The sequence below is a fragment of the Sulfurospirillum sp. HTRB-L1 genome (assembly GCF_059415125.1).
Genome location: NZ_JCAHZR010000001.1, coordinates 480,709 through 495,927, shown reverse-complemented (window position 1 = coordinate 495,927; position 15,219 = coordinate 480,709). Strand labels below are relative to the sequence as shown.

The following is a 15,219-nucleotide window of genomic DNA, read 5'->3' as shown; positions in this document are numbered from 1 at the left end:
AAGGCTTACTCCCACTTGTTGCGCGGTGGCAAATAGGCTTTTATTTTTTCCAATAACACATGAGGATCTGCTTCGATGATAAGCATCTCGTGGTGGATGTCGTACATAAACCCTTCTTTTTTGACGTGGGCTAAAAAGGCAAACAAATGGGTGTAAAACCCACCGATGTCCAAAAAAGCAATAGGCTTTTTATGGTAGCCAAGTTGGGCCCATGTCCACGCTTCAAAAATCTCCTCTAGCGTTCCCACGCCTCCGGGTAAGGCCACAAAGGCATCCGCCCGCGCGGCCATCATGGCTTTGCGTTCGTGCATGTTATTCACCACGTGCAATTCACTCACGCCCGTGTGGGCTAGCTCTTTTTGCTCTAGGGAGTGAGGGATGACGCCCATCACCTGTCCACCTTTGCCAAGAACCGCATCGGCAATCGTTCCCATGAGACCTACTTTTCCACCCCCGTACACCAAAGCGTGCCCTTCTTTAGCAAGGATTTCTCCAAGAACATGGGTTTCTTTGGCATACAAGGGGTTGTTGCCGCCACTAGAACCACAAAAAACGGCAATATTCATGAGCGTTCCTTTTGTTTGAAATTGACTTGGGTGATAAACACACCCAGAAAAATGACCCCCGCTGCGAAGAGTTGGGCGGTGTTGAGGGTTTCGCCTAAAACAAGGTAGGCCAAGATAACCACAAAGGCGGGGATGAGGTTGATAAACACCGAAGCCCTAGACGCAGGGAGTTTAGTGAGGGAGAAGTTAAACAATCCGTAGCCTCCAAGGGTTACGACAACACCTAGATACACGATGGCAAGCATCCCTTCCATGCTTACCACAGGAAGTGCACCTTGCCACTCCCAAAGGGCTAAGGGAAGGTAAAAAATAGCCCCTGCGAAGGCTTGGATGGCGGTGAGAAAAAGGGCAGAAAAGCGTTTGGTGAGGTGCTTGATGATGAGGGTGTAACCTGCGGCACAGAGCATGGCAAGAAACTCAAGGGTGTTGCCAAGGAGCGGGTTAGGCGCGGACGCTTCGGCGGACGCTTCAAGGCTAAGCCAGATGGCACCCATGATGGCAAGGGCTGAGCCTAGAAGAAGTTTTTTGGTGATGATTTCTTTGAGAAAAATCCCCGCACCTATGGCGGCGAGCAAGGGCATGGTAGAGGTGATGACGCCCGCTTGGGAGGCAGAGGTGTACTGCAGGGCTTTGATTTCAAAAATAAAATACAGACAAGGTTCTAATAGCACCATGGCAAGGAGGTATTTGATATCTGAGGCGCTAAAGGTGAGGCCGCGAAAGTAGTTCCAAAAGAGCAAAAATACTAAAGATGCCGCCACCATACGCCCAAAGATGATGCTCATGGGCCCCATGGTGTCCAGAGCGATTTTAAGGGCGATGAACGAACTTGCCCAAATGAGGGTGGCGGTGACGACGGCAATGGTGCCAAGGGTTTTATTGCTAAGAGGTTCTCTCACGGGATACTTTCATAGTGGAATTGGAGTAAAATAGACGCGTATTATAGCCAAAGTGCTTTACATGTAAAGGAAAGTTATGCGATTTGCAATCTATCTATTGGTTTTAGGAATGATAGCCTACCAAGTGTTTGTTAAACCCCGTCCCCTTCCCGAAAATGCGGTACTTCCTTACGATACGCGTATTTTGGCTTTTGGGGATAGTCTCACCTTTGGAACGGGGGCCGAAACAGGGTATCCCGCAAGGCTAGCGCAACTGCTGAGAGTGGAAGTCATCAACGCAGGCGTACCGGGTGAAGTGAGTGTGCAAGGGTTGGCGCGCCTTGGCGGCTTGCTTGAAACACATCGTCCCAACATCGTCATCTTGTGCCACGGGGGTAATGACATTTTACGCCGCATGGATTTAGCGCAAACCGAGGCAAACCTGCGTGGGATGATTACGCTTGTGGAAGCCTCGGGGGCGAAGGTAGTGCTTGTGGGTGTGCCGTTGTTTACGGGTATTAGCGTTTCCACGGCAGATTTTTATGACACTATTGCCAAAGAAACGGGCGTGGTGTATGTGCCAAATGCCCTTACAAACATCATCAAAACCAGTGCACTTTTAAGCGACCGTGTGCATCCTAATGACGAAGGATACGCACAGTTAGCAAAAGCGCTGTATGAGGTGTTGTTACGCTCTTTTAGTTAGCGTAGGATTTGAGGACGGCGATGATTTCTTTGGCGTACGTTTGCGCCAAGAGCACGACTTCCTCTTCTTCTAGGGTCAACACCGCTTCTTTTTGCGGGATGTTGTGACGCAAGATGGCAAACTGCGTGCACGTTTTATAAAGGGCAGGTGCGTCAAGTTTGGTGAATTCTATGAGAATATGTTTAGGCATGTGTTTGGGTTCAAGCTTGGCTAGGGAGTCAGCCTTGGCCAGATAGGCTTCAAGTGTTGGTGTCATGGGTCTCCTTTAAAAAGTGAAATTGTACACAAGCAAGCGTTACATGTAAAGATGTATAAAATCGTTACACATGGTTTTACTTTTAATTATTAAAAATAACTTAAAATAGTATTTTTTGCAGTTATTTTTAATAATAGGGCCAGAAATTCCTCTTTTACCCCCATTTTTTCCGTGAACTTCAAAAAAACGTTACAAATTTACACGCAATTTCAAAAGCCTTGTTCCTTTTTGGTCACTTTTCCTCAATGCTACGCTAATGCTACGCCGAGGTTTTACTATGACCGTGTAAATTCATCAAAGGAGCCAGAATGAACCCAGAAGTTGCGCAAGCGTACTGGAAAGAAAACATCTCAACCATCCTCAAACTCTTGGTGGTGTGGTTTGTGGTGTCGTTTGGATGCGGCATTATCTTCATGGAAGAGCTCAATGCCATTGAGTTTGGTGGCTATAAGCTGGGCTTTTGGTTTGCCCAACAAGGCGCTATGTACACCTTTGTGGTTCTTATCTTTGTATATGCAAAGATGATGGAACGCATCGAAGAAAAATACGATATCCACGAATAGGAGCGGGCAATGGAACTTCAAACCTTAATCTACCTTTTTGTGGGCGCGTCTTTCGCCCTGTATATTGGCATCGCCATTTGGGCACGGGCGGGCTCAACGAAAGAGTTTTACGTCGCAGGCGGCGGGGTACACCCTATCGCCAACGGCATGGCAACGGGCGCGGATTGGATGAGCGCGGCTTCGTTTATCTCCCTTGCGGGGATTGTTTCGTTCATCGGGAGCGACGGTTCGGCGTATTTGATGGGCTGGACAGGCGGTTATGTGCTTCTTGCCATGCTTTTAGCACCCTATTTGCGCAAATTTGGAAAGTTTACGGTACCAGACTTCGTCGGTGACCGCTACTACTCCGACGTGGCGCGCTTGGTGGCGGTGGTGTGTGTTATCTTCATCTCCTTTACTTACGTCGCAGGGCAAATGCGCGGGGTTGGCATCGTGTTTTCACGCTTTTTGCAAGTGGACATTAATACGGGCGTTATCATCGGGATGGCCATCGTGTTTGTCTACGCGGTACTTGGAGGTATGAAGGGAATCACCTACACGCAAGTTGCGCAGTATTGTGTGATGATTTTTGCCTTTACGGTACCTGCTATCTTTCTTTCGTTGCAAGTGACAGACACCTTTATCCCCCAGCTTGGCTTTGGGTCTAAGATTGCCTTTGAGTTTGACAACGGGGTGCAGATGATTGACAAGGGAACCTACCTCTTGCACGCCCTTGACCAGTCTATCCAAGACCTTGGTTTTGCGGCGTACACGTCTAGTATTTCAGGCACGTGGAACGTGTTTATGCTAACCACAGCACTCATGCTTGGTACGGCGGGATTACCCCACGTTATCGTGCGTTTTTTTACCACGCCTACGGTAAAAGGAGCGCGTATTTCAGCGGGATGGGCGTTGCTGTTCATCGCCATCATGTACACTTCCATCCCGGCAGTTGCGGGATTTGCGCGGCTTAACCTTATTAAAAACATCCAAAACGTGGAGTACCAAGCCTTTATTAAGGGCGAGGCGGAACACCTTGATGGCAGCACAAATTATGGTGCATGGTTTAAGACATGGGAAGATTCAGGCCTTTTGGCGTGGAATGACCGCAATGGCGATGGTAAAATCCAATACGCTGCGGGTGCTGCTTTCACAGGACGTCCTGCCTTCACCGGAGAGCGTGGGGCACACGGAGAGCGTTTGGTGTCCAACGCGGCTGCGACGCACACCGCCAGTGCGGATGAGATGCGCGCAAGTGGTAAGCTTGTGAATGAATTGTACGTGGATAATGACATCATCGTACTTGCGAACCCTGAGATTGCAGGGCTTCCAAACTGGGTTATCGCCTTTATCGCCGCGGGTGGTTTAGCCGCAGCACTCTCTACGGCGGCGGGACTTTTGTTGGTTATCTCCACGTCCATTTCCCATGACCTTTTGGGCAAGGTGCTCATGAAAGACAAGGAAACGGGACGCTCTAAGATGAGTGAAAAAGCAGAACTTCTCTCCGCGCGACTTGCTGCGGTGGTGGCTATCATCGTGGCGGGGTATTTGGGGATTCACCCTCCAGGTTTTGTGGCCCAAGTGGTTGCCTTTGCCTTTGGTTTGGCCGCGGCGTCTTTCTTTCCCACCATTGTTATGGGCATCTTTTACAAGCGCATGAACAAAGAAGGGGCGATTGCGGGCATGGCTACGGGCTTGACATTCACCTTTGTATACATCGTGTACTTCGTGTTCATGGGTGGCGATAAGGCCGATTATCTGTGGGGCATTGCGCCAACGGGTATTGGCACCATCGGGATGGTGTTGCACTTCATCGTGGCGTATGTGGTCGCGCAGATGACACCACCACCACCACCTCATATTCAAGCGCTTGTGGAAAGCATCCGTATTCCTCGCGGTGCAGGTGCGGCAAGCGCACACTAAGGTTAAACCTACCCCTTAAGGCAACGCTTTGAGGGGTAGACACGTATGCCTTTGGTGTTTTTTCTTCAACATGTGCCATAATTATCCTTTACATGTAAGGAGTGCCCATGAGCCTTCAAGACCAAGAAGCTTTTTTAAAATCCATCCACCCCTTTGGGTTGCTTACCCCCACAGAACTCACCCGCGTGACAAACGCCATGAACATCGCGTATTACACGAAAGACACGGTGATGATTTCTCCGCAAAAACTTCCCGAATTTTTATACATCATCATCAAAGGGGAAGTGGGTGAGTACCATGACAATGAACTGATTAAGATTTACCACAACCAAAACTCTTTTGACGCGGATGCACTGCTGTATGGTAAAACAGAAGACACTTTTTTGGTGCACGAAGAGCTTATTTGTTTTGAAATCACCCAAGAAACCTTTCGCCAACTTTTAGAATCAAACGCGCAGTTTAAGGCGTATTTTTTAACCGATGTTGCCAACCGCTTGCAATCGGCCAAGCAAAAAGAGTATGCCACCCAGCTTTCGGGATTTATGTTGGCACGCGTGTCGGATTCGTATTTGCACAAAGCGTGCATCGTTCCTCCAACGCTTTCCATCATGGAAGCCTTGCGCCGCATGGATGCCTTGGACACAAAGTGCATCATCGTGGACGATGAAGAGCAAGGAAGCTATGGCATTGTGACGGACAGTACGGTTCGCAAACATGTGATTTACGAGGATTATGACAAGTTTGGCCCCATCGGCCCCATTGCGTTGCGGCCCATTATTAGCATTGACGCGGAAGATTTTTTGTTTAATGCCTTGTTGCAGTTGACAAAAAATTCCATCAAACGCATTGTGGTGAGCCGGCATGGGGTGATTGTGGGGATTTTGGAGCAGTTGGATTTGCTGAGTTATTTTGCAAACCACACCTACTTGGTTTCGGTGCAAATTCGTAAAGCCAAAGACGTGGACGCCCTTAAAAAAGCCAGTCAAGATTTTGTGCACATCATCAAAAAACTCCACGCTAAGGGCACGAAAGTGGAGTACATCTCCCAACTCATTAGCGAGCTTAATGAGCAAGTGTACCGCAAGCTCTACGAGATGATGATTCCTGTGGAATTACAGCAAAAAGCGTGTTTGATTGTGATGGGAAGTGAAGGGCGCAAGGAACAGATGCTTAAAACCGACCAAGACAATGCACTGATTGTTGAGCATGAGGAAGACGAAGCAGCGTTTAAAGAACTAATGGAGCGCTACACACAAACACTCCTTGATTTTGGCTATCCTGCGTGTGAGGGAGACATCATGGTTTCTAACCCTTATTGGCGCAAGTCATTTAAGGCCTTTAGGGTGGAGCTTGCCCGTTATTTGGAGAGTCCACGCAGGGATGATTACATGCATTTAGCCATTTTCTACGATGCCCTTGCGGTGGCGGGCAATAAAACGTTGCTGGCAAAACTCAAAGAAAGCATTTATGAGCAGATGATGGGAAAAGACATTTTCATGGCCAATTTTGCCAAAGCGGCGTTGTTGTTTGAGACGCCCATTAGCTTTTTTTCCAACCTCAAAGCCGACGAAAACCGCTTGGATGTGAAAAAAGGAGGGATTTTCCCTATCGTTCAAGGGGTGCGCTCATTGGCGTTAGAGTACCACGTGGAAGAGACGGAGACCATCAGGCGCATTCACGCCCTAAAGTCAAAAAAAATCTTTGAAGAACACTTTGGAGACGCCCTTATTGAAGCCTTTGATACGCTCATGGGCATGCGCCTTAAGGAGCAACTTTTCTCAACCGAACGGGGCGAAACGCGGCACAATTTCATCCGCACCGACAAGCTCAATCAGCTCGAAACCGAACTGCTCAAAGACAGTTTTAAAATCGTAGACCAATTTAAACGGTTTTTGGTCCACCATTTTAAAATCAACATGGTACAGTGATGTTTGCACGCTTTTTTAAAGAGCGCAATAAAAAAAAGTTGCGCGACCCACGGTTTTTGTTTTTGTTTGACGCCCCCTTTTTTGAGGATGAGTTTGTGGTGTTTGACACCGAAACCACCGGTTTGGACCCTAAGAAGGATGAGATTTTATCTATCGGGGCAGTGAAAATAAAAGGCAATAAAATCCTCGCCCAAGAAACCCTCTCTTTGTTGCTTCGGCCCAGCAAGGACATTGCCGCTAAGAGCATCACTATCCATCAGTTGCGCAACATCGACATGGTGGGGGCTTTGGCGCCCAAGGAAGCCTTGGAGCGGTTTTTGGCGTTCATTGGGCCCTTGCCTTTGGTGGGGTATTATCTGGAATTTGATGTGGCGATGGTGAACCGCTACCTTCAACCGTGGCTTGGCATCAAGCTGCCTAATGCTCAGATTGAAGTTTCAGGTATTTACCACGATAAAAAAATCAAAGCCATCCCCGATGGGGTAATTGACCTGCGTTTTGATACAATAATGCGGGAACTTGGATTGCCGATTTTTGGCAAGCACGACGCGGTAAATGATGCTATCATGACCGCGATGATGTTTGTAAAACTGCAAAACATTCAACGTCTTTAACGCAAGGAGTAGTGTATGCCAGTGATTGATGTGAGTGCTATTGAGTCTACCCCGTTGCAAGCGGGTGAGGGTGCCCAGATGCAGATGATTATCTCCCCCAAAATGGCCCCCCATTTTGCCATGCGCAAGTTTACCATTGCCCCTGGCGGCTTTATGCCAAACCACACCAACAGCGTGGAGCACGAGCAGTACGTACTAGAGGGCTGTGCGAGCGTAGGGATTGGCAATGAAGTCTTTGAGGCCAAGGCGGGTGACGCGTTGTATGTGCCTGCGGGCATTCCCCACTGGTACCGCGTCAAGGGTGACGTGCCTTATGTGTTTTTGTGTATGGTGCCTAACCTTGAGGATGAGATTCGCCTGATAGGCTAGACTTTCTCGTAGTAGCTCAACCGCCCTTGGGTGACTTTGGTAAACAAGGGCGTACTGGGCACTAAGTCCGCGTGGCCAGTGTAGAGTCTCCCACCATTTTTCAAGAGCTTGTGAAAACGCTCGATGGTTTTTTGTTTGAACACATCATCAAAATAAATCATCATGTTGCGTGAAAAGATGATGTCAAAAGGTTCTAAGTGCAAGAACGCCTCATCAAAAATATTTAAAACCTGAAAATCAACCCCTAAAAATTTTGACCGAACAATCGTATACTCCCCTGCAATTTTCATAAAATAGGTAGCTTTTAAGTGCTCATCAAGGCGGTGCAAGGAGCGTTCGCTAAAGACACCTTTTTGGGCTTTTTGAATAGCTTCGGAGTTGATGTCAATGCCTAAAATGTTCACACTAAAAGGGGCAAATCCCCCCTCACTAGCAAGCATAGAAAGGGAATAGACTTCTTCACCCGAAGCGCAAGGGGCGCTTAAGATGCGCGCTTTGCCGCCCCGTTCTTTAAGCCACGCCACCGCCGCTTCAAGCTGAATGGTTTCGCGGTAAAAATAGGTTTCATTGACGGTGATAAGGTTGATAAAGTTTTGCCGCATGGCTTCATCGGCTTTAATGCGCGCAAACAGTGCATCAAAGCTAACGATGTCGTTGTTTTCGCAAAATAAAACAAGCCGTTGTTTTAGCACCTCTTTTTTGGGCGCAAGGTTTACTCCGCTGTAGTGTTCGACGTAGTGAAGCAGGGGGTCAAGGTTGCGGTCGTCGAAGACGATTTTAGCAGGCGGCGCAGCGCTAGTGGAAGCTTCTTTACTTTTTTTTCTAAAAAAGAACATGGATAAACCTTTCGATGCGCTGTTTGATTTCTTCTAAGGGTAACATCTCAAGCTCGGGCACAAGCTCTTTGGCGCGTTTGGGCATGCCATACACCACGGCACTTGCCTCATTTTCGCCAATACAGCGCGCCCCTGCTGCGTGGAGTTGTTGGATGCCTCTTGCGCCATCATGTCCGATGCCGGTGAGCAAGATGGCCAAGATGTCTACCTTTTCACACAAGGGAACAGCAGAGAGAAATAAATCATCAATGCTAGGATTGTAAAGGGTTTGCGCAGGTGCTTCTTCAAAACAAAGTTTCAGAGGGCGTGAAGGAGCAAGAAGGCAGTTTTTCTCGCAAATATACACGCCACCTTGGCTTACATGTAAGGGTTCGTTGGCGCGCACAACAGGGATTCTAAGCTCGGCACGAAATTGTTGCACAAAGCTAGGAATAAACACGGCGTTCATGTGCTGGGCGATGATAATAGGCGTGGTTAGAGCACTTGGCAAGGCATTTAAGAGTGCCTTTAGGTGCCCGGGGCCTCCGGTTGAGGCCCCAATAAGGATGAGTTTTTCTTTCACACTAGGTTCTGAATTCTGAAAGTTTGCTGTTGAGCATTTCGGTCATTTTGTTAAGGTGCTCAGCCGCACTGGCGATCTCTTCAACACTGCGGGCATTTTCCATGGAGAGGGTATTGATACTAGAAACCCCTTGGATAATCTGTGCAATTTCATCACCATTGGTGATGTAACTTTGGGCTGTTTTGTCTGACATGGTGATGGCGTGGCGCATGGTTCCGTCCATGTGGGTGATTTTTTCCTTAACATCACTTGCGACATACGTGAGCTCTTCCACGCGTTTGGCGTTGCGGGTCATTTGGTCGCTTGAGTCTGAGACGGCTTGAACGATGACGTTGATGGTGGCGTTGATTTCGATGAGGCTTTTTTGGGTGCGCTCAGCTAACTTTCGCACCTCGTCTGCTACCACGGCAAACCCGCGTCCGTGGTCTCCTGCGCGCGCGGCTTCGATGGCAGCGTTGAGGGCTAAAAGATTGGTCTGGTCGGCGATGTCGTTGATGACGGTAAGGACTTGTTTGACCTGTTCGGCGTCATGGCTGAGCTGTTCGATTTTTTTGGCCAGTTCAATCTCGGTGTGCGCACTTTCTTGGATTTGTTCGGTTAAATCAAGGATGGAAGTGCTGGCTTCTTGCACAAAAGTACTGGCTTTTTCAAGTTCACTTTTTCCTTCTTTGGCTTCTTGAATGGAACCTCGCATCTCTTCTTGCATTTTGGTGGCTTTTTTGGTGGTGTTGCCCACAAGAACGGCAGAATCTTCGATGCGTTTGCCCGATTGCAAGGAGGTGGTGGAAAGTTCATGGGCCACGGAAGAATTTTCACTTGAGAGTTGCTTAGCATCGCTAATGAGCACGCGCACTTTTTCAATGAAGGCGTTAATGGCTTCGCTGGCACGGCTGATTTCATCGTTGCCTTCAATGTCAAGTTTGCGGGTTAAGTCGCCATCTCCGCTAGAGAGATTTTGCGCACGTTTGATGAGGTTTTGCAGGGGAGAGGTGATTTTAAGGCGAATGAGAAAAAGGCTCAAAGCGGAGACAACCGCCACAACCCCTAAACTAATGAGGGAAAAGAGCAACAAACCTCTTTTGTTTTCCGTGATGGTTTCTTCTGCAAGAACAGCCACATCTTCATCAATATTGTCGATGTACACTCCCGTGCCCATCATCCAACCATAAGGGGCAAAAGGAACGGCGTAGCCTAGCTTTGGAAAAGGGGCCCCGTCTTTGGTTTTTGGAAAATTGTAAATGACAAAATCTCCCCCACGTTTGGCTGCTTCAATGAGTTCTTTGACAAAAAACATGCCATCACTGTCTTTGAGGCCGATGAGGTTTTTCCCTTCAAGGGAGGTGTTTACTGGCAGCATCACATTGGTGCCATCGGGGTCGTAGATAAAAATATACCCGCTGTTATCTTCAAAAAAGCGAATGTCGCGAATTTTGTGAAGGATAGCCTTTTTAATTTCAGTCTCGCTATGTCCGCGCGCCATTTCTTCTTCGTAGACTTTTTCAACCACGGTGTGGATGATGCGCATTTCACTTTTGAGTTCATCTTTTCGGGCTTGTACCATTTTGTCATGGTAGTTTTCTGTAAAAAATGTAACCGACTCTATCATGAAATGACGTGTTGTCAGTCCAAGGAGAAGGGTTAGGATAATCAAAGAGCCAATAATCATGGCAATGATGCGCGTTGAGAGGTTCATGAAGTGTCCTTTGGATAAAACTTAACACTATTATAACTAAAATTATCCCATTGTAGGGGGTTTGGGGGCCTTTGTGGGGCCTTTGCGAGGAAGGGCGGCATTATTGCTACAAAAGCAGTAGCCCATTAACGCGAAGGGTTTTTATAATGATTTTCAATCTTTCAGGGTCGTTGCAATAAAGAGAAATTCTTGCTCAAGACGTAAAAAGAGATGGAGCAACGTAGGGTCAAAATGCTTCCCTGCTTCTTTGCGCATGATGGCAACTGCCTCTTGGTGAGAAAATGCTTTTTTATAAACCCGCACAGACGTCAAGGCGTCGTACACATCCGCAATGGCCATGATGCGCGCTGAGAGAGGAATCTCTTCGCCCGAAAGCCCGCGCGGATAGCCGCTGCCGTCCCATTTTTCATGGTGGCCTCCTGTGATTTCTTTGGCATAGATAAGAAAATCTGTCGGCCCGTTGATGGCAATGAGTTTGTCAATAATGGCTTCGCCAAAGGTGGCGTGCTGTTTCATGGTTTCAAACTCTTCGGGGGTGAGTTTGCCTGGCTTTAGCAAGATGTGGTCGCGGATCCCCACCTTTCCCACATCGTGCAAGGGGGCGGAATTGAACAAAAGCAGGGTGTATTTGGGGGTAACTTGCTCGGTGTATTTGGGCAAAAGGGCAAGCTGTTCGCACATGATTTTGACGTAATGTTGGGTGCGTTTGATGTGTGCACCTGTTTCGCCGTCTCGGTATTCTGCTAGTGAGCCCATGGCTTCAATGATGCTGGATTTCAACAGTTCGATTTCTTGGGTGCGTTTGCTCACTTGACTCTCAAGGTGGCAACGGTGCAAGGAGAGTTCGAGGTGGGTTTTAACGCGCATAAGCAGTTCTTCCCCGTTAAAGGGTTTGGTGATGTAATCCACCCCGCCGGCTTCAAATCCTTGCTTAATGTCCTCAACCCCTGCTCTGGCGGTGAGAAAAATGATGGGAATTTCACGAAGTAGAGGGTTTTGTTTGAGTGCTTTGGCGGTGTCAAATCCTCCCATTTGGGGCATCATAACATCCATGAGGATAAGATTAGGCCGTGTTTTTTCGGCGCGTTCTAGTGCTTGCAAGCCGTTGGTGGCGTACACAACCTTTACATGTAAGGCCTGCAAATGCCCCATCGCGACTTTGATATTTTCAACAATATCATCCACAATCATGACCGTGCTTTCGTTAAATACCATGGTCTGTTCCTTCTTCTAGAAATCGTATGAGGGCAATGAGTTCTACTTCAAGAATATCAATGTCGATATGCTCTAAGGCTTGATTGAGTTTTTGAACAAGGGCTTCGTTTCCATGTTCTTCTTCCAACAGAAGAATAAGCTCTCGCATCACATCAAAATCCCCGCTATCAAGGGCTTCTTTTGCCTTTTTTAAAAGAGGGGGATAAGCGCTTAGTGGGAGGGAAAAAAGTGCATTTTCAGAAGGCGCGCTTGGGGTGCTTAGCAAAGGCTCTTGCTTGTGAGGGAGAAAACGGGTGAGCATGGTTTCAAATTCGACGATGTCTATGGGCTTGGGGATAAACCCATCAAAAGAGCCTTTTTTTGCCTCTTCTTCTTCACCCAAAACCGAGGCAGAAACGGCGATGATGGGAATGTGGGCGGTGAGGACATTGTTGCGAATGGCCTTTGAGGCGGTGCATCCGTCTACTTGTGGCATTTTGATGTCCATGAGAATGAGATCAGGCCGCTCTTCTTCGGCAAGGTGGATGGCCTCTTCGCCTGAGTGGGTGGTGATGACGTCAAGTTTGTACGTGTCTAAAATATCCCTCAGAAGTTCGAGGTTTTCGGTGATATCATCCACAACAAGCACCTTTGCAGGAGCAAAATGTACAGTGTGCGTTGTGCGGTACGAAGGGTGCACGGGAAGGCTAGCGGCTATTTCTACGTGCGCGAGGGTGAGGGTAAACACGGAGCCTTTATTAGGTGCGCTGGTGAGCTCAATCACCCCATCCATAAGTTCGGCAAATTTTTTTGAGATAGCAAGCCCCAGTCCTGTTCCCTCATAGGTGCGGTTGTCGTGCCCGCTTTGTTGTTCAAACATGCCAAAGATTTTTTCCTGCTCGGCTTCAAGGATGCCAATCCCTGTGTCTTTTACCCTTACATGTAAGTCAATAGTGCTGTCTCTTTGGGCGTTTGGTGTGGCGTCAAAACAGACTTTTACACCGCCTTCATGGGTAAACTTCACGGCATTTCCGATGAGATTGACCAAGATTTGGCGCACGCGTAATTCATCAAGAATCAAAGCTTTGGGGGTGTTTGGGTGCATGATGGTTTCAAAATAAATGTTTTTGTGTTTGGCGCGCAAGGAAAAAATGGCGTGCAAGTCTTCGGCGAGGGTGGCGATGTTGACCACTTCGCGCTTAATGTCCACTTTTCCTGCTTCAATCTTTGATAAATCTAAAATATCGTTGATGAGTCCCACAAGGGCTTTGGCGGATTTTTGGATGGTTTGGATATTGTGAAGGGCCTTGGGCGGGAGGTCCATTTTGGCGGTAAGTTCTGCAAATCCAATGACGGCATTCATGGGGGTACGAATCTCGTGGCTCATGTTGGAAAGAAACTCGCTTTTAGCCTGATTAGCTTTTTCAGCCCTAAGTTGGGCGTGAAAGAGTTGCTCCTCTACTTTTTCACGGTGCAGAATTTCAGCGCGTAAGCGGCGATTCCAGTAGACGATAAAGACAAGGATGAAGGTGAAAATCACCACGCTTTTCCATGCCAATGAATAATCAACCGCGCCTTGAACGTCCATGCGAATCCAAGGGCTAAGGATTTTATTGATTGTTTGTTGTGGTGTGGTTTCGATGACATAATTAAGCGCTTCAACCAGTTCGGGCCAATCTTTGCGCACTCCAAAACTTAGCGCATAGTTTTCCCCTGTTTGCCCCAAGAGTTTTAGATTGGTGATGCCTTCGGTGCGAAGGGTGTAGTTCATGGCAGAGAGCCCGTCGAAAAAATAATCTACCTCCCCGCGGCTTAGCGCAATGAGACCACTTTTTAAGTCAGGAAAAATAAAAGGGGTGATGGAAGGGTGTTTGTCGCGTAAAATTTTTTGGGTAATGTAGCCATCAACAACACCAACCGTTTCCCCTTCTAAATCTTTCAGCGTATTGATTAGCCTCCCATCAAGCCTTCCAAAGGCCATCAGGGGCATGGTGAGGTACGGTTTGGTGAAAAGCATCTTTTGTGCGCGTTCTTCGCTGTAAACAATGCTTGAGATAACATCAATCTCTCGGGCCTCAATGGCCTCAATATGGTTTTTCCAATGGGGTGTTGTAACAGGCAAGGGGGTGATGCCCAACGTTTCTAAAAACACATAATCAACAATCTCTTTTACGATACCCCTGTGGTGGCCATTGGCGTCTACGAAATCAAAAGGATGCCAACTTGTGTCAATACCAAGCTTTAGGGTGTAAAGGTTGGCTAAAAACTGTTGTACTTCAGGGCGCATGAGTAATTGCCTAGAAAGAAGGGGTGAGCGGGCGGTGCCTAGCCATTTTTGCTGTAAGTTTAGGATGGTTTGAGGCGGGATGGCTCCAAGGGCTTTGTCGAAAATGGAGCGCAACAAGGGAAAGTTTTTGTGAACACCAATGTGGTAGTTGTGTAAAGAATGGTAAGGAAATTGCAAGGGGAGGGAGATTTTAAATTCATTGGAAAAATACCGGTTAAGATAATAATGCAAGACCGGTTGGATGTCCAAATACCCATCAATTTTTCCCTCTAGCAATCCCTCAAAAGCCGCGTGAACCGAAGGAAAGGTGACAAGGGTGATGGAGGGATACTCTTCTTGCAGTAAGGAGATGTACCAATAAGAGGCGATTACCCCAATCTTTTTCCCAGACAGTTGCTCAAAGGAGGTAACTTGGGTTGTGGTTTTGGGAAGAGCAAGGGCTAGGTTTGCTTGAAGTGTTGGAAGGCCAAAAAGGGTAAAAGCTTCACGCTCTTTGGTGGGAGCCGCCATGGAAAGCGCGGGGATTTCCCCTTGCTCAAAGAGCGCAAAGGTGTCGCTCCATTGGTCTTTTATGACAGGCTCAAACCGTATACCAAGAGACTGCTCCAAGTGTCGCAATATGTCCATGGAATACCCTTGTTGGATGCCGTTTTCTTGAAACTCAAAGGGCGGCCACTGGGTGTCCATGCCGATGGGGATGGTAGGATGGCGTGCTAAAAACTCTCTTTCTTCGAGGGTGAGGTTAGTAAGAAGGGTGTTTTCTTGTGCTGTAGATGCTAAGAATTCATGGTTTTGGAACATACGAATAGGTTCTGCCCAAAATACAATAAGCAGTGCCAATAAAAAAAGCAAAACCCTCATGCTT

14 protein-coding genes are annotated in these 15,219 nt (G+C 47.7%); 6 read left to right on the top strand and 8 right to left on the bottom strand.

Annotated elements, in window-relative coordinates; translation table 11 throughout:
• Nucleotides 1–5: 5 nt before the first annotated feature.
• Complete coding sequence (locus tag AC5SLM_RS02380) at nucleotides 6–566, bottom strand: LOG family protein (protein ID WP_495249322.1); 561 nt, start codon at nucleotides 564–566, stop codon at nucleotides 6–8.
• On the bottom strand, nucleotides 563–1,465 hold the full coding sequence (locus tag AC5SLM_RS02375) for a DMT family transporter (protein WP_495249321.1): 903 nt from the start codon (nucleotides 1,463–1,465) through the stop codon (nucleotides 563–565). The genes AC5SLM_RS02380 and AC5SLM_RS02375 overlap by 4 nt, the downstream gene beginning before the upstream one ends.
• A 76-nt stretch (nucleotides 1,466–1,541) precedes the next feature.
• Between AC5SLM_RS02375 and AC5SLM_RS02370 the strand changes: the two genes are divergently transcribed.
• The gene (locus AC5SLM_RS02370) at nucleotides 1,542–2,150 is read left to right on the top strand and encodes an arylesterase (protein WP_495249320.1); all 609 of its coding nucleotides are present in this window, start codon (nucleotides 1,542–1,544) and stop codon (nucleotides 2,148–2,150) included.
• Here AC5SLM_RS02370 and AC5SLM_RS02365 read toward each other — a convergent pair.
• Nucleotides 2,143–2,406, bottom strand: a complete 264-nt coding sequence (locus tag AC5SLM_RS02365) for a hypothetical protein (protein WP_495249319.1) — start codon at nucleotides 2,404–2,406, stop codon at nucleotides 2,143–2,145. The genes AC5SLM_RS02370 and AC5SLM_RS02365 overlap by 8 nt on opposite strands.
• A 308-nt stretch (nucleotides 2,407–2,714) precedes the next feature.
• Here AC5SLM_RS02365 and AC5SLM_RS02360 point away from each other — a divergent pair, with 308 nt between their 5' ends.
• The 5 genes from AC5SLM_RS02360 to AC5SLM_RS02340 all read left to right on the top strand — a co-directional run bounded on the left by AC5SLM_RS02360 (nucleotide 2,715) and on the right by AC5SLM_RS02340 (nucleotide 7,782).
• Nucleotides 2,715–2,969 carry a DUF4212 domain-containing protein gene (locus AC5SLM_RS02360; RefSeq protein ID WP_495249318.1) on the top strand — a complete coding sequence of 85 codons (255 nt, stop codon included), beginning with the start codon at nucleotides 2,715–2,717 and terminating at the stop codon, nucleotides 2,967–2,969.
• Between the two features lie 9 nt (nucleotides 2,970–2,978).
• Nucleotides 2,979–4,871: a sodium:solute symporter family protein gene (locus AC5SLM_RS02355; protein ID WP_495249317.1), complete on the top strand. Its 1,893-nt coding sequence runs from the start codon at nucleotides 2,979–2,981 to the stop codon at nucleotides 4,869–4,871.
• 107 nt (nucleotides 4,872–4,978) lie between these two features.
• The gene (locus AC5SLM_RS02350; RefSeq protein ID WP_495249316.1) at nucleotides 4,979–6,799 is read left to right on the top strand and encodes a putative nucleotidyltransferase substrate binding domain-containing protein; all 1,821 of its coding nucleotides are present in this window, start codon (nucleotides 4,979–4,981) and stop codon (nucleotides 6,797–6,799) included.
• Nucleotides 6,799–7,413 carry a 3'-5' exonuclease gene (locus AC5SLM_RS02345; RefSeq protein ID WP_495249315.1) on the top strand — a complete coding sequence of 205 codons (615 nt, stop codon included), beginning with the start codon at nucleotides 6,799–6,801 and terminating at the stop codon, nucleotides 7,411–7,413. The genes AC5SLM_RS02350 and AC5SLM_RS02345 overlap by 1 nt, the downstream gene beginning before the upstream one ends.
• Before the next feature lie 15 nt (nucleotides 7,414–7,428).
• Nucleotides 7,429–7,782 (top strand): cupin domain-containing protein, encoded by a 354-nt coding sequence (locus tag AC5SLM_RS02340; protein WP_205459639.1) that lies wholly within the window; start codon nucleotides 7,429–7,431, stop codon nucleotides 7,780–7,782.
• On the opposite strand, the gene AC5SLM_RS02335 is transcribed toward AC5SLM_RS02340, so the two are convergent.
• The 5 genes from AC5SLM_RS02335 to AC5SLM_RS02315 form a co-directional block, all read right to left on the bottom strand.
• Nucleotides 7,779–8,618 carry a CheR family methyltransferase gene (locus tag AC5SLM_RS02335; RefSeq protein ID WP_495249314.1) on the bottom strand — a complete coding sequence of 280 codons (840 nt, stop codon included), beginning with the start codon at nucleotides 8,616–8,618 and terminating at the stop codon, nucleotides 7,779–7,781. The two genes, AC5SLM_RS02340 and AC5SLM_RS02335, sit on opposite strands and share 4 nt — an antisense overlap.
• Nucleotides 8,605–9,180, bottom strand: a complete 576-nt coding sequence (locus AC5SLM_RS02330) for a CheB methylesterase domain-containing protein (protein ID WP_495249313.1) — start codon at nucleotides 9,178–9,180, stop codon at nucleotides 8,605–8,607. Before AC5SLM_RS02330 ends, AC5SLM_RS02335 begins: the two co-directional genes overlap by 14 nt.
• Nucleotide 9,181: 1 nt before the next feature.
• Nucleotides 9,182–10,873 carry a methyl-accepting chemotaxis protein gene (locus AC5SLM_RS02325; RefSeq protein ID WP_495249312.1) on the bottom strand — a complete coding sequence of 564 codons (1,692 nt, stop codon included), beginning with the start codon at nucleotides 10,871–10,873 and terminating at the stop codon, nucleotides 9,182–9,184.
• Nucleotides 10,874–11,026: 153 nt separating this feature from the next.
• A complete protein-coding gene (locus AC5SLM_RS02320) occupies nucleotides 11,027–12,088 on the bottom strand; it encodes a response regulator (RefSeq protein WP_495249311.1) in 1,062 nt (353 codons plus the stop codon).
• Nucleotides 12,078–15,215 (bottom strand): transporter substrate-binding domain-containing protein, encoded by a 3,138-nt coding sequence (locus AC5SLM_RS02315; protein WP_495249310.1) that lies wholly within the window; start codon nucleotides 15,213–15,215, stop codon nucleotides 12,078–12,080. Before AC5SLM_RS02315 ends, AC5SLM_RS02320 begins: the two co-directional genes overlap by 11 nt.
• Between the last annotated feature and the right edge of the window lie 4 nt (nucleotides 15,216–15,219).

Coding starts and splice junctions, on each gene's coding strand:
- AC5SLM_RS02345 (WP_495249315.1), top strand. CDS start 6,799: ATGTTTGCACGCTTTTTTAAAGAGCGCAATAAAAAAAAGTTGCGCGAC.
- AC5SLM_RS02335 (WP_495249314.1), bottom strand. CDS start 8,618: ATGTTCTTTTTTAGAAAAAAAAGTAAAGAAGCTTCCACTAGCGCTGCG.
- AC5SLM_RS02370 (WP_495249320.1), top strand. CDS start 1,542: ATGCGATTTGCAATCTATCTATTGGTTTTAGGAATGATAGCCTACCAA.
- AC5SLM_RS02320 (WP_495249311.1), bottom strand. CDS start 12,088: ATGGTATTTAACGAAAGCACGGTCATGATTGTGGATGATATTGTTGAA.
- AC5SLM_RS02325 (WP_495249312.1), bottom strand. CDS start 10,873: ATGAACCTCTCAACGCGCATCATTGCCATGATTATTGGCTCTTTGATT.
- AC5SLM_RS02315 (WP_495249310.1), bottom strand. CDS start 15,215: ATGAGGGTTTTGCTTTTTTTATTGGCACTGCTTATTGTATTTTGGGCA.
- AC5SLM_RS02360 (WP_495249318.1), top strand. CDS start 2,715: ATGAACCCAGAAGTTGCGCAAGCGTACTGGAAAGAAAACATCTCAACC.
- AC5SLM_RS02365 (WP_495249319.1), bottom strand. CDS start 2,406: ATGACACCAACACTTGAAGCCTATCTGGCCAAGGCTGACTCCCTAGCC.
- AC5SLM_RS02340 (WP_205459639.1), top strand. CDS start 7,429: ATGCCAGTGATTGATGTGAGTGCTATTGAGTCTACCCCGTTGCAAGCG.
- AC5SLM_RS02355 (WP_495249317.1), top strand. CDS start 2,979: ATGGAACTTCAAACCTTAATCTACCTTTTTGTGGGCGCGTCTTTCGCC.
- AC5SLM_RS02380 (WP_495249322.1), bottom strand. CDS start 566: ATGAATATTGCCGTTTTTTGTGGTTCTAGTGGCGGCAACAACCCCTTG.
- AC5SLM_RS02350 (WP_495249316.1), top strand. CDS start 4,979: ATGAGCCTTCAAGACCAAGAAGCTTTTTTAAAATCCATCCACCCCTTT.